At 61.9% G+C, this 13,218-nt stretch carries 11 protein-coding genes; 8 read left to right on the plus strand and 3 right to left on the minus strand.

Features of this window, described 5'->3' with window-relative positions; translation table 11 throughout:
• Positions 1-172 precede the first annotated feature (172 nt).
• On the minus strand, positions 173-1,006 hold the full coding sequence (locus OHD58_RS23985) for a hypothetical protein (RefSeq protein ID WP_263806111.1): 834 nt from the start codon (positions 1,004-1,006) through the stop codon (positions 173-175).
• A gap of 125 nt (positions 1,007-1,131) precedes the next feature.
• Here OHD58_RS23985 and OHD58_RS23990 point away from each other — a divergent pair, with 125 nt between their 5' ends.
• The 7 genes from OHD58_RS23990 (at position 1,132) to OHD58_RS24020 (ending at position 9,564) form a co-directional block, all read left to right on the plus strand.
• Positions 1,132-1,692: a Kazal-type serine protease inhibitor domain-containing protein gene (locus OHD58_RS23990; protein WP_263806112.1), complete on the plus strand. Its 561-nt coding sequence runs from the start codon at positions 1,132-1,134 to the stop codon at positions 1,690-1,692.
• Positions 1,693-1,828: 136 nt separating this feature from the next.
• The gene (locus OHD58_RS23995) at positions 1,829-3,631 is read left to right on the plus strand and encodes an NAD(P)/FAD-dependent oxidoreductase (protein WP_263806113.1); all 1,803 of its coding nucleotides are present in this window, start codon (positions 1,829-1,831) and stop codon (positions 3,629-3,631) included.
• Between the two features lie 111 nt (positions 3,632-3,742).
• Positions 3,743-4,717, plus strand: a complete 975-nt coding sequence (locus tag OHD58_RS24000) for a hypothetical protein (RefSeq protein ID WP_263806114.1) — start codon at positions 3,743-3,745, stop codon at positions 4,715-4,717.
• A 131-nt stretch (positions 4,718-4,848) separates the two neighbouring features.
• A complete protein-coding gene (locus OHD58_RS24005) occupies positions 4,849-6,471 on the plus strand; it encodes an FAD-binding protein (protein WP_263806115.1) in 1,623 nt (540 codons plus the stop codon).
• Between the two features lie 111 nt (positions 6,472-6,582).
• Positions 6,583-7,803 (plus strand): NAD-dependent epimerase/dehydratase family protein, encoded by a 1,221-nt coding sequence (locus OHD58_RS24010; RefSeq protein WP_263806116.1) that lies wholly within the window; start codon positions 6,583-6,585, stop codon positions 7,801-7,803.
• A 28-nt stretch (positions 7,804-7,831) separates the two neighbouring features.
• On the plus strand, positions 7,832-8,656 hold the full coding sequence (locus OHD58_RS24015; RefSeq protein WP_263806118.1) for a glycosyltransferase: 825 nt from the start codon (positions 7,832-7,834) through the stop codon (positions 8,654-8,656).
• Positions 8,653-9,564, plus strand: a complete 912-nt coding sequence (locus tag OHD58_RS24020) for an NAD-dependent epimerase/dehydratase family protein (RefSeq protein ID WP_263806120.1) — start codon at positions 8,653-8,655, stop codon at positions 9,562-9,564. The genes OHD58_RS24015 and OHD58_RS24020 overlap by 4 nt, the downstream gene beginning before the upstream one ends.
• Positions 9,565-9,591: 27 nt before the next feature.
• On the opposite strand, the gene OHD58_RS24025 is transcribed toward OHD58_RS24020, so the two are convergent.
• Entirely contained in the window at positions 9,592-11,037 is a 1,446-nt protein-coding gene (locus OHD58_RS24025) for a hypothetical protein (protein ID WP_263806121.1), read from the minus strand.
• Between the two features lie 426 nt (positions 11,038-11,463).
• On the opposite strand from OHD58_RS24025, the gene OHD58_RS24030 reads away from it, so the two are divergent.
• A complete protein-coding gene (locus tag OHD58_RS24030; protein WP_263806123.1) occupies positions 11,464-12,114 on the plus strand; it encodes a 5-formyltetrahydrofolate cyclo-ligase in 651 nt (216 codons plus the stop codon).
• Between the two features lie 57 nt (positions 12,115-12,171).
• Here the strand turns inward: OHD58_RS24030 and OHD58_RS24035 are convergent, their stop codons facing one another.
• A complete protein-coding gene (locus tag OHD58_RS24035; protein WP_263806125.1) occupies positions 12,172-13,140 on the minus strand; it encodes a S1C family serine protease in 969 nt (322 codons plus the stop codon).
• Positions 13,141-13,218 lie beyond the last annotated feature (78 nt).

A 13,218-nucleotide genomic window follows, 5' to 3' on the forward strand; every position in this document is an offset into this window, starting at 1 on the left:
CACGGGCTCGAGCGCCCAGAGGTGTGTCGTGCTCCCGTCCGCCGCCGCACCCGCTACCTTAGCAGATGCGGACGTATTCAAGTTACAAGGTGGATCGGCGAAGCCGAGACGGAGAGGGGGCTTGCCCGCAACGTCAACCAGGTGCCTGCCCCAAGCTTGTCGAAGGGAACCCTCACACCGCCGGCAGGTCGGGATAGGTGGGCGTCGCGTCGGTTTCGCGCACCGCGAGGCTGACGATCTCGGCCTCGTCGGCCCAGGAGGGGCCGTCGCCGCGTACCGACATCGCGTCGGCGATCATCAAGCGGGTCATGGCGGCGAGGTCTTCGCCGCGCGGCTCTTGCGGCCACGAGAACACCGCCGCGAGGTCCATGCCGAATTTCACGTCGTGGCAGATGAAATCGAGATCGATATGCCAGTGCTTCATCGGCTGGCTGCCCGGCGCGCGCGGCACGTCGGGCAGTTCGTGCGCCTGCGCCACATGGATCGTCGCCGGCCTGGCATCGGCGATGCCCTGGCGCTCGAACGCGGCGATCGCGTCGGCGCGGTAGTGTTCCAGAAGTTCCGGGCCGGTCGGGCGCTGCGGCCAGTTCAGGAAGCCGCCGACCCAGACCGAATGGTTCGCCGCCTCTGTGACGAGGGCGGCGACATGGTAGCGGTGCAGTTTGCGCGGCGCCTGCTCGGCCTCGGTGGGTGTCCCGGGCGCAAGCGCTGCCCAGTCGATCTCCTCGCGCGCCGCCGGATTGGCGATGTAGAAGTCGAGCGCGGCGCGGCCGGTGAATTCGTGGCCCAGCACCGAGCAGTCCTCGCCGTAGACGTGCCACAAGCTTCTGAGCTCGGCGGCCGATTGGCCCGGCGCGCGCAATTCCTCGACCGAGGCGCGGGTGCGGGCCCGTGCATAGGCCTCGGCCGCTTCGATGCTGGGAAAACCGGCGATCAAATGCTCGCCGTCAGGCTCGCCGGTGCGGGCCATGTCGAAAACGAGAACGGAGTGCGCTTGTCCGGCCATGACGCTGCTATCGTCGCAATGAAACATCGGTTGCGCAAGGCGGGGATTGCGTTTCGCTGTGGAATCGCAAGGATCAGTGCAGCGCGAACGTGTGTCGCGTGGCCGGGGGAGAGGGAGACTGCCAGATGAGGTTCCTGACATCGTTCTTGCGCATTGGCGCGGTGGTGTTTTTGTTCGGCACGCTGCTTGCGGCCTGCGTGGTCGAGGAAACGCCCGGGCCTGGACCCGGCCGTCCGTTCCCGCCCGATCGGCCGCAATTCTGCACGCGCGAATACGCGCCGGTCTGCGGGCAGCGCCGCGGCGACCGCCAGACTTTCCCCAACGCCTGCCAGGCCGAGGCTGACGGCTACCGTGTTATCGCCCGCGGCGAATGCCGCAGCGGCGGCGGTGGTGGTGGCGGGCCGCGTGCCTGCACGCGCGAATACAATCCGGTCTGCGCGCGGCGCGGCGGCACTCGCCAGACCTTCTCCAATTCGTGCGAGGCGGAGAATGCCGGCTTCCGCATCATCTCCGGTGGCGAATGCCGTGGCGGCGGCGGCGGTGGTGGTGGCGGCGAGGAGCCGCGCTTCTGCACCCGCGAATACGCGCCGGTCTGCGCGCGGCGCGGCGGCGACCGCCGCACCTTCCCCAATTCCTGCGAGGCCGACAATGCCGGCTACAGGGTGATCTCCGACGGCGGCTGCTAAGTCGCCTCCGCCAATAAAGGCCCCCGGCTTCCTTGCCGGGGGCCTTCCGGCCGACCCGCACCAAAGGCCAAGCCGGTCGGCATTGAACCCGCTTCTTTACCGGGGCATGATTTCCGCCGCTAAAAGGGAGGAAGCCATGCTTGAGAAGACGCCCAGCACCCGTGTGTCCGCCTTTCTGGAAAAGTTCGGCAAGGCGCTGGCGGACGGCGACGTCGCCGCCGCCGTCAACCTGTTCCAGCCCGATTGCTACTGGCGCGATCTCGTCACCTTCACCTGGAACCTGAAGACGCTCGAGGGCCACGACCAGATCCGCGACATGCTGACGGCGCAATTGCCGAAGGTGAAACCGTCGGGCTGGCAGATCGCCGAAGGCGAGGAAGCGAGCGAAGCCGACGGCGTCACCGAAAGCTGGATCGAATTCGAAACGGACGTGGCGCGCGGCTTCGGGCTGATCCGCCTCAAGGACGGCCGCATCTGGACCTTGCTCACGACGATGAGCGAGCTGAAAGGCCACGAGGAGAAGGCCGGCTTCACGCGGCCGCTCGGCGCCAAGCACGGCCACGGCAAGGGCCGCAAGACCTGGCGGGAAGAGCGTGAGGAGGAGAGCGCCGAACTCGGCCTGTCGAAGCAGCCATACACGCTGATCATCGGCGGCGGCCAGGGCGGCATCGCGCTCGGCGCCAGGTTGCGGCAACTCGGCGTCCCAACCATCATCATCGAGAAGAACGAGCGCGCCGGCGACAGCTGGCGCAAGCGTTACAAGTCGCTCTGCCTGCACGATCCGGTCTGGTACGACCATCTGCCCTACATCGACTTCCCGGCAAACTGGCCGGTGTTCGCGCCGAAGGACAAGATCGGCGACTGGCTGGAAATGTATACCAGGGTGATGGAGCTCAATTACTGGAACTCGACGACCGCGAAAAGCGCGAGCTATGACGAGAAAAAGCAGGAATGGACCGTCGTCGTCGAGCGTGACGGCAAGGAAATCACGCTGAAGCCGAAGCAACTCGTGCTGGCGACCGGCATGTCGGCCAAGGCCAACTGGCCGAAGTTCACGGGCCAGGATATTTTCAAGGGCGAGCAGCAGCATTCCTCGACGCACCCAGGCCCTGACAAGTACCGTGGCAAGAAGGTTGTCGTCATCGGCTCCAACAACTCGTCGCACGACATCTGCGCCGCACTCTGGGAAGGCGGCGCCGACGTCACCATGGTGCAGCGCTCGTCGACCCACGTCGTGCGTTCCGACACGCTGATGGATATCGGGCTCGGCGCGCTCTATTCCGAACAGGCAGTCAAGAACGGCGTGACGACGCGCAAGGCCGACATGATCTTCGCGTCTTTGCCGTACAAGATCCTGCACGAATTCCAGATACCGCTCTACGAGCAGATGAAGGAGCGCGACGCGGATTTCTACGCGGCGCTCGAAAAGGCCGGCTTCATGCTCGATTGGGGCGACGACAATTCCGGGCTGTTCATGAAATATCTGCGCCGCGGTTCGGGCTACTACATCGACGTCGGCGCATGCGATCTCGTCATCGACGGCTCGATCAAGCTGAAGAGCGGCTCGGATGTTCAGGAACTGACGGAGGACTCGGTGGTCCTCAAGGACGGCACCCAACTGCCGGCCGACCTGGTCGTCTACGCCACCGGCTACGGCTCGATGAACGGCTGGGCCGCCGACCTGATCTCCAGGGAAGTCGCCGACAAGGTGGGCAAATGCTGGGGCCTCGGCTCCAACACCACCAAGGATCCCGGTCCATGGGAAGGCGAGCAGCGCAACATGTGGAAGCCGACCCAGCAGGAAGCGCTGTGGTTCCATGGCGGCAACCTGCATCAGTCGCGCCACTACTCGCTCTATCTGGCCCTGCAGTTGAAAGCCCGCATGGAAGGCATTGCGACGCCGGTCTACGGCCTGCAGAAGGTGCATCACCTGTCGTAGAAGGCTACGACAATACGGCCGGGGAAGCAGTCCGGCCGTCTCGCTATTCTTGTCTCTGTCCACCTGCCCGCCGGACTTGCTATGATGGGCATCTGGGCGAAGGGGGCACGAATGGAAGCAAGAGATTTCATGCCGGGCGAGGCGGTGATCGCCTCGATCAAACAAGATCTCGAACTCTACGAGAGCGAGCGGCGCAAGGCCACTCGGGCGAGGTGGCTGCTGCCGCTGTATTTTGGCCTGCTGGCCGTCGTGGTGGTGGGGCTTGCCTTACTGTTCAACGAGTTCGCCGATCCCGCCGAACAGTGGCGCTCATTTCTGCACGTCGTCCTCTACTGTGCTGCCTGCGTAGGAGCCCTCCTGGCCTACAAAATCGGGACGAAGCCCGCCAAGGGTCTGCAGCAGTCGTTCCGCCAGCATCTTTTGCCGATCATCTTCGGTTTTGTGGCGGACATAAACTATCGCAACGCGGCGAAGCCGGGTTCCTTCGACCGCCTGCCGCGCGAGGCTACGGGAAACTTCGACCGGCAGGAATTCGACGACGTGATTTCCGGGAAGTACGAGGGGTTCCCGTTCGAGATCTACGAGACGCATCTCACGGCAAAACAGATCGGCGCCAACGAAACCGCGACCTTGTTCAAGGGCGTCGTCGTCGCTTTCGAACAGGTCAAGCCGTTTCCGGGCCTGCTGGTCGCTACCAGGAGGGCAGGGCAGATATCGCAGTTCGGCGGCAGCGAACTTACCGAGATCGAATCCGGCGTTCCCGCGCTCGACGGCCTTTATGAATTCCGCACCGACAATGCGGATGCGGCAAGGCCGCTGGTGGCGGGCCGTCTTGCCCAGGCGTTGCAATGGCTCGGCGAAACCTGGCCGGACGAACCGGCGCGCATTGCTCTTCAAGGCAATGACGGCTTCCTGCTTTTGCCGCTGAAACGGAATTTCTTCGAACTTCCCGACATTTCGACATCGCTCGACTACAAGCTGCATGTCCAACCGATCGTTGCCGACATGGCCGCTTTGCTGGCTACGGCGGCGCTTATCCGCAAGGTCGGCGCGGCCAACGACGCTGACGTCAAGGACGCCGGCTGAATGCTCCATGCCTGGCGATCAAGCCGCATGTACGCCCGTCGATGCTGTTTCGCCAAAGCGCAGTTGAGCGGTGCATCGCTATGGTTTTTCTCTCAACCTCACGCTATCCGTGTGGCGGTCGGGGGGGTGAGATGACGGCTGAAGGCAGGCGTTCGAGGATCTCGCGGCGGCTTCTCCTGGGTGCCGCCGTGCTTGGCGGAGCGGTGCTGTGGGGTGGAGCGACGATCGCACGGCTGACGCGCGATCCCTCAGGCCCGCAGAATGCCGGTCGCATAAGTGACGTCGACGGCATCGCCTTGCCGTTGCAGCCGCCCGCCAATGCGCCTGCCCATGACCCTGCGCTGCCCTGGCTCGCCAAGGGCGGCGAGATCAACGACGTCAGTGAACTCTCCCTCACGCCGGTCTTCGGCATCGTGGAAGTCAGCGAAGAAGCGCACATCGCGGCGGCGCTGGCCTTCGCCCGCGCCAACGGATTGAAGGTTTCCGTCGCAGCGATAAGGCATTCCATGGGTGGCCATGCCTTCGACGATAACGCGCTGGTGCTCGATATGCGCAAGTTCGACAAGATCGAGTTCGATGCCGCGGCGAAAACCGTCACCGTGCAGCCGGGCGCCACCTGGCACGCCATCCAGAACCAGCTTCATCCGCTTTTCGCGGTCAAGGCGATGCAGTCGACCGACATTTTTTCCGTCGGCGGATCGATTTCGGTGAATGCGCATGGCATGGACCACCAGGCGGGTTCCGTGGCCGGCAGCGTTCGATCGATGCGCGTTATGCTCGCCGACGGCAGCATCGTCTCCTGTTCACGCAGCGAAAATTCCGATCTTTTCAACCATGTTGTCGGCGGCTACGGGCTGTTTGGCGTCATCCTTTCCGCCGTGCTCGATGTCGTCGACAACACCGTCTACCACACGGCGCGCCAGATCATCCGCTCCGAGGATTTTCCGGATTTCTTCGAAAACACGCTGGAGCCGGACAGAAACATCGGGCTGTTCTACGGCCACCTGTCGACCGCGCCCGGCAATTTCCTCGAAGACATGATCGTCTATCGCTACGACAAGGTCGCCGACCAGCCGCCGGCCGATATGCCGGCGCTGGATGAGGCGACCGGGGTCAAGCTGAAGCGCCTGGTGATGAACCTGGCCAAGGAAGGCGGCCTTTTCCAGAGCCTCAAATGGTACATGGAAAAGCACCTGGAGCCGAAATTCGAATCCTGCACGGTGCCGCGCACCGCGGCGATGGGCGAAGGCGAGGCCTGTCTCGTCAGCCGCAACAATCCGATGCACGATTCCGTGCCGTATCTGTTCAACGACCTGCCGGGCGAAACCGACATCCTGCACGAATATTTCATCCCGCGCGGCGAATACAACGCCTTCATCGCCGGCGCCCGCGAAATCATGGCAAATCAGAAGTTGCCGATCCTCAATGCGTCGATCAGGATCGTGCACAAGGAAGACACGGCGCTCACCTATGCGCCCGAGCCGGCGTTTTCGCTGGTGCTCTACATCAACCAGAGCACCAGCGATGCGGGCAATGCGGCGATGCGGCAACTGACCCGCGACCTGATCGACCTGACGCTGGAGCATCGCGGCCGGTTCTTCCTGCCCTACCAGTTGCACTATACCGGCAAGCAGTTGCTGGCGAGCTATCCGGAACTGCCGGCGTTCCTCGCCAAAAAACGCGAGCTCGACCCCACGGAACTCTTCGGCTCGACCTTCTACCGCGCGCTGAAGAGCCTTTCCGGCGTCGCCTGACCGATCCACAAAAATCTGTTGCCGGCTATGCTAACAGCTCCGGCGCGGTATGTTATTGCTGTCACAATCGGGGGATAGAGCAATTTCGACCATTCGAAGGGATTTGATTCGATGAAAATTGCGGTTCTCGGCGGTGACGGTTTCGTCGGCTGGCCCACCTCGCTTCATCTCTCAGACCAGGGCCACGAAATCCACATTCTCGACAATCTGTCGCGGCGCTGGATCGATACCGAGCTCGGCGTGCAGTCGCTGACGCCGATGGATTCCATCCAGGAACGCACCCGCATCTGGCACCAGGAAACCGGCCGCCGCATCCATTTCCACCTGATCGACCTGGCCCGTGACTACGAAGTCCTGAAACGCTGGCTCTCCGACAACCGGCCGGATGCAATCATCCATTTCGCCGAACAGCGCGCCGCGCCCTATTCGATGAAGAGCGACCGCCACAAGAACTACACCGTCAACAACAACGTCAACGCCACCCATAATCTGCTCAACGCGCTGGTCGAGATCGACCTCGACGCGCATCTGGTGCATCTCGGTACCATGGGCGTCTACGGCTATTCGACCGTGGGCGCGGCGATCCCGGAAGGTTACCTGCCGGTCGGCATCGAGACCATCGGCGGCGAGACGGTGAAGCAGGATATCCTGTACCCGGCCAATCCCGGCTCGATTTATCACATGACCAAGTGCCTCGATCAGCTGCTGTTCCAGTTCTATGCCAAGAACGACGGAGTGCGGATCACCGACCTGCACCAGGGCATCGTCTGGGGCACGCATACCGAACAGACGCGGCGGCATGTGCAGTTGATCAACCGCTTCGACTACGACGGCGACTACGGCACCGTGCTCAACCGCTTCCTCATCCAGGCGGCGATCGGCTACCCGCTGACCGTGCATGGCACGGGCGGCCAGACCCGTGCGTTCATCCATATCCAGGATTCGGTGCGCTGCATCGAGCTTGCGCTGAAGAACGCTCCCAAGCGCGGCGACAAGGTGAAGATATTCAACCAGATGACCGAGACGCACCGGGTGCGCGACCTGGCCGAACTGGTGGCCAACATGGCTGGCGCCCAGGTCGCCTACCTGCCCAACCCGCGCAAGGAAGCGGCCGAGAACGATCTCGTCGTCCACAACGAGCAGTTTCTGGAGCTCGGGCTCGACCCGATCACGCTGGAACAAGGTTTGCTGGCCGAAGTGGTCGATGTGGCGAAAAAATATGCCTATCGCGTCGACCGCAACCGCGTGCCGGCGATCTCCGCCTGGACCAAGGACATCGCGGCGACCATCGAACACGACCCGGAAGGCAAGCGGCTGAAGAGCGTGTCCTGATGGCGTTTCTCGCAGGCCTCGAACTTCATTGAGCAGCAATCGTGGCCATGCCTATGTGACGCTTGTCACCAATCGCGACTATGCGATGGGGGCACTGGCGTTGGTGCGGTCGCTGCGGCTGACCGGCACCGAGGCGGATATCGTCGTGCTGCACACCGGCGGTGTCGCGAAAGCCGATCTTGCGCCCCTTACAGCACTTGGCGCGAGATTGATCGGAGCGGAATTGCTGCCGACATCGGAAGCGTTCAACGAGCGGCATGCCCGCGCCAAACTGCACGGTGCCGCACCCTTCACCAAGGGCAACAAGCCCGCCTTCCACACGCCGCTCGACAATTTCGCCAAACTGCGGCTCTGGCAGCTGACGGAATACGAAAAATGCGTTTTCATCGACGCGGACGCGCTGGTGCTGAAAAACATCGACCGGCTGTTCGGCTATCCCGAATTCTCGGCGGCACCGAATGTTTATGAGACACTGGGTGATTTCCATCGGCTGAATTCGGGGGTGTTCACGGCGAAACCTTGCCGGGAAACCTTCACGGCAATGCTCGAAAAGCTCGACCGGCCGGAAGCCTTCTGGAAACGCACGGACCAGAGTTTCCTGCAGGAGTTTTTCCCCGACTGGCACGGCCTGCCGGTGTTTTTCAACATGCTGCAATACGTCTGGTTCAACCTGCCGGATTTGTGGGACTGGAAGTCGATCTCGGTGCTGCACTACCAGTATGAGAAGCCCTGGGAGCAAGGTCATCCCAAGGCGGACAAATTGCAGCTGCTTATCGATCTCTGGCATGCCTATCACAGCGGCGAGGGCATTCCCGATATCGCCGGTCTGCCAAATCCGGTGCAACGCGGATGAATGGTGCTGCGACGCTGGTCTCCGGCGGTACCGGTTTCGTCGGACGCTTCATCGTCGAACATCTGCTGGCGACAGGGCACGCTGTAGCCGTCATGGGCCGGACCGCGCCGCCTGAAGGGGTTTTTTCTGCGCCGATAAAATTCGTCGAGGGAACGCTCGACCCGGCTCGTGACCAGTCCATGGCCTTCGAGGACATTGATTTTTTTATCCACGCCGCCTTCGATCATGTGCCCGGCAAATACCGCGGCGGCGAAGGGGACGATGCCGCGGGCTTTCGTTTGAGGAACAGGGAGGGGTCGGCGGCGCTGTTCAAGGCGGCAAGGGCGATGGGCGTCAAGCGCACCGTGTTTCTTTCGAGCCGCGCAGTCTACGGCACCCAGCCGGCGGGCGCCGTGCTTACCGAAGAGACCATGCCGCATCCCGATACGCTTTACGGGGAAATGAAACTCGCGGCGGAACGCGATCTGCGAGACATGAGCGGCGATGGTTTCTGCGGCACGAGCCTGCGGGTTACCGGTGTCTACGGACCTGCCGGTACCGGTCTGGAGCACAAATGGACGGGTCTCTTTCGCGACTACCTTGCCGGCCGATCGGTGGAGCCTCACGCGGGAACGGAAGTCCATGGCGATGATGTCGCGAAAGCAGTGAAGCTGGTGCTCGAGGCGCCCGAGAAGGCTGTCTCCGGCCAGATATTCAACATATCGGACCTGCTGATCGATCGCCGCGACCTGCTGTCGGTCGCCAGTACCGTCGCGCGATGCAGACACCCGCTGCCTTCGCAAGCCGATCGCGCGGCGACGAATGTGATGGCGACGGAGAAGATCAGGGCACTTGGCTGGCGGCCCGGCGGGGTCGTTGCGCTCGAACAGTTCGTGCGGTCGCAAGTGGCTGGCGGGACGCCCCGTTGAGGACGTCCAGCCATTCATCGTCCAGCGTCAGCTGGCGCGCCGGCGGCTTGCACCGTTGGTGCGGCGGGAAGCGGCCCTTGCTGCATCTGAAATCGCCACGCCGCTGACGTCGGAAGCACCGTTGGTCACTTCGCGCTGCCGCGCCTTGGCGACCCGATAGAGCCGCTCGAAAGGCAGAAGCTCTTTCACGCGATCGTTGAGCGCCGCGATCTCTGCGCGCAGGTCTTCGCATTCCTGCTTGTGGATATCGAGCTGCATCTGCTCCGATGCCTGCTGCAGCGACATCTGCGAGATGTTGGCGCTTGCGGCGGAAAGGTGCAGCTTGTCGTTGTCGTTTTCCTTGCGCAGCGCGGAAAGCTTCTCTTCCGCGACGTGTTTTTCCGTCATCGCGTCGCTCAATTGCACCTTGAGCTTCGCAACTTCGTTGGCGGTCTCGATCGCTTCGTTCGAAGCGAGTTCGATCCGCGACTGCAGGCTCTGGATCTCGCTCTTCAATCCACGTATCTCGGCGGCGGTCCGCTGTATCTCGGATTCTCTCTCAGATTCCAGATTGCGGGCGACCTCGTTCATCTCGCCCTGTTTCGCCTGCGAGACTTCCAGTGCCTTCTGCAGTCGCATTGTTTCTTTTTCGCTCTTGGCCAGCGTCGCGAGCAGGTCGGAGTAACGCGACGCCTCGTTGGCGTGGATTGTCGAAATCTCGTCGAGCTTGCGGCGCGCCTCGGCCTCGCGCTTCAACGAATTGTCGAGGTCGATGGAAAGATTGACGTGCTTTTCGCGCAGCACCTCGTTTTCGCGCAGGCGCCGTTCAGCCTCGACGGTCCTGGTCGACAATGTCTTCACCAGATCGCCCAGTTCGGATTCGGTCCTGGAGATCGTGTTGGTCGCCTCGACGAGTTCGAGCTTGGCTGCCGAAAGGGCGGTACGCAGGCTCTCCTTGTCCTGAAGATGTCCGGCTTCGCGATGCTGCAGCATCTCTACAGCGTTGTCGCGTTCCTGCTGCTTTCGGCCGACATCGTGAAGCTGCTCGATAAGTTTCCTGTTTTCGGAAACCAGCGTGGCATTGGTGAATTCCAGTTCATTGGCGCGATGGATATCGGCGTGGATGATGTTGAAGAATTCGCGGGTCAGATGGTGGGATGTGGTCACCTCCGACAGCTTCGCGTTGATCTCCTGCAGATATATCTGGGCATCGCGGTAAAGTTCGTCGAAAGATGTGAGCGCCGCCAACCGGTTCTGCGTGTGCGATGTCAGACGCCTTCCAGCTTCCGGGCTCTCCTCCGCCGGTTCTTCGTCGGCGAGCAGATCTTCCTCTGAAATGAGATTGTCTTCGAACGTCTCGGAGACTTCCTCGGGGCCCTCCATCTGGGTCGGCGCCTCATCCAGGAAGAGGCTTTCGTCGAACGCCTCGGCCATCTCCTCCTGAAGCTCTTCGATGGCTTTGTCCACCTTGTCGCCGCGCTTCATAAGACCCATGAAATTCATAACCGGCACACCCCTTGCGCTACCCGTACAGACAATCTGTATTCACAGTTTGGTAACCTAACTTTACATCCGCTCCCTTCGACTGGGAAGCGCTCTTCATCATTGAAAACTAAGTATAGTAAATCACTGCGTTTTTTGGCGGGCAACAATATTCTGTAAGCGTTGGTTTTATTAAATTTTTACGAGGTTGTTCTGAAACTTATAATTGCATGAGCCCTTTTCGTTGGCGCAGCTATTGCTGCCGTTTCTTCGATTGCGTCATATTTTTGGGGGCGACTGCGAAACGCGGGAGGTGGCTTGCTCGGCCTCCGAAGTTGACGCGCATATGACGCTAAAATGCTTTTGGCCGTCGCGTGGACGCGGCATTGTTTGCCAACCACGCAGTACCCTGATGGCCCTGTCGCAAGGAGAGAGCAAATGTCAGCGCCGGACGACGAGCATGAGGGAAGCGGTTCCTATGCTTCGCCGCCATGTTTCATGCACGAATTGGAGCCTGGATTTGCCGCCGATCCGCAAGCACGAGCGGACGTCATGCGTTGGCGCAAGGCGGAACGCGAACGTCTCATTGCCGCGCGGTTGGAGATTTCGGCAGACGAACGGGCCGCCATGGCTGGACGCATCGGGGAGGGACTCAACGGCGCAATCGGTAATGTTTCCAATCACTTGATAAGCCTGTACTGGCCGTTTCGCGGAGAACCCGATCTGCGATCGTGGATGGAGACCGTGTTCGAGCGCGGTGGCAGGATCGCCTTGCCGGTCGTCATCGAGAAAGGCCGCCCGCTCGTCTTCCGTGCCTGGCGCCAGGGCGACAGACTCGAAAAGGGGGTCTGGAATATCCCGGTGCCGGCGGAGGGACCGCCTGTGCAGCCGACCGTGGTGATTGCGCCCGTCGTTGGCTTCGATTCCAGTAAATTCCGCCTGGGTTATGGTGGCGGCTTTTTCGACCGTACGCTGGCGGCCATGCCGGCAAAACCGCTGGTAATCGGCATTGGCTACAGAACGGCTGCGATTTCAACCATTTATCCGCAGCCGCACGACATCCCGATGGATAGGATCGTGACGGACTAGGCGCGGATCGGCAGATTGTTCAGCAACTGCTAATAGAATCCAGGCGAGGCGAAGAGGTCAGGAAACGCGGGCAATCGGTGTTACCGTCCGCAAGGAAATCCGGGCGGCATGGACGAGTTTGAGCCCGACGGGCCTGCCAATGCGTTCGCCGTCCAGCAATCTTATCAGGTCGTCAACGCCGGTGACGGGGTGGCCGTCGACCGCCAGTATCAGGTCGCCAACCGAGATTCCCGCCTGGGCGGCAGGTCCGTCGTTCTCCAGGCTGCGGACACGCAAGGTGCTCGTCGCGGCGATGCCGGCGGCAAGCGCCGTCCTCCTTGGCAACGGCACGGTGTCGGCCGAAATGCCGATGAAGGCGCGCCGCACGCGGCCGTGCCGCATGATCTCCGAAATGACGAAGCGGGCGGTGTTTGCCGCTACCGCAAACGCGATGCCCTGGGCGCCTCGAATGACAGCGGTGTTGATGCCGATGACCTTGCCGTTCGTGGCCACCAGGGGGCCGCCGGAATTGCCAGGATTGAGAGCGGCATCGGTCTGGATGACATCGTCGATAAGCCGTCCCGTAGAAGCCCGCATGCTGCGGCCGAGAGCTGAAACCACGCCGGTGGTGACGGTCCAGTCGAAACCGAGCGGATTGCCGATCGCAATGGCGATCTGACCTCGCCGCAAGGATTTGCTGTCGCCCAGTTCGGCAACCGCTCCGAAGTTCGAATTGGCGCGCAGCAGCGCGATGTCGGTATCGGGATCGCGGCCGAGAACACGTGCTTCCGCGGTCGATCCATCGGGGACGATAACCCGGACGGTGTTCGCCTGGCCGACCACGTGGCTATTGGTGACGACCAGGCCATCCGAGGAGATCACCACGCCGGATCCGAGACCCGCACGCTTTTCTGCCGGTGTCTCAACCCTGCAAACCGCCGGGCCTACCGTCTCGACGGCATTCGCGACCGACGACGAATAGGCATCAAGCAGCGTTTCGTCGGTTGAAGTTTCGGGATTGTTTGTGTTGTCCGCTCGATCAAGCATCGCGTTTCTCCAGCGTTGGCGGCTGTCGATGCTTATATGAGTTTGCGGGTTGGCTTGCTGCGACCTGCCCGAATGGCC

This window comes from Mesorhizobium sp. ZC-5, assembly GCF_025753855.1.
Taxonomy (GTDB): domain Bacteria; phylum Pseudomonadota; class Alphaproteobacteria; order Rhizobiales; family Rhizobiaceae; genus Neomesorhizobium.

Excerpts from the sequence above, each read along its gene's own strand:
- OHD58_RS23985 (WP_263806111.1), bottom strand. The coding sequence starts at position 1,006 with ATGGCCGGACAAGCGCACTCCGTTCTCGTTTTCGACATGGCCCGCACC.
- OHD58_RS23990 (WP_263806112.1), top strand. The coding sequence starts at position 1,132 with ATGAGGTTCCTGACATCGTTCTTGCGCATTGGCGCGGTGGTGTTTTTG.
- OHD58_RS23995 (WP_263806113.1), top strand. The coding sequence starts at position 1,829 with ATGCTTGAGAAGACGCCCAGCACCCGTGTGTCCGCCTTTCTGGAAAAG.
- OHD58_RS24000 (WP_263806114.1), top strand. The coding sequence starts at position 3,743 with ATGGAAGCAAGAGATTTCATGCCGGGCGAGGCGGTGATCGCCTCGATC.
- OHD58_RS24005 (WP_263806115.1), top strand. The coding sequence starts at position 4,849 with ATGACGGCTGAAGGCAGGCGTTCGAGGATCTCGCGGCGGCTTCTCCTG.
- OHD58_RS24010 (WP_263806116.1), top strand. The coding sequence starts at position 6,583 with ATGAAAATTGCGGTTCTCGGCGGTGACGGTTTCGTCGGCTGGCCCACC.
- OHD58_RS24020 (WP_263806120.1), top strand. The coding sequence starts at position 8,653 with ATGAATGGTGCTGCGACGCTGGTCTCCGGCGGTACCGGTTTCGTCGGA.
- OHD58_RS24025 (WP_263806121.1), bottom strand. The coding sequence starts at position 11,037 with ATGGGTCTTATGAAGCGCGGCGACAAGGTGGACAAAGCCATCGAAGAG.
- OHD58_RS24030 (WP_263806123.1), top strand. The coding sequence starts at position 11,464 with ATGTCAGCGCCGGACGACGAGCATGAGGGAAGCGGTTCCTATGCTTCG.
- OHD58_RS24035 (WP_263806125.1), bottom strand. The coding sequence starts at position 13,140 with ATGCTTGATCGAGCGGACAACACAAACAATCCCGAAACTTCAACCGAC.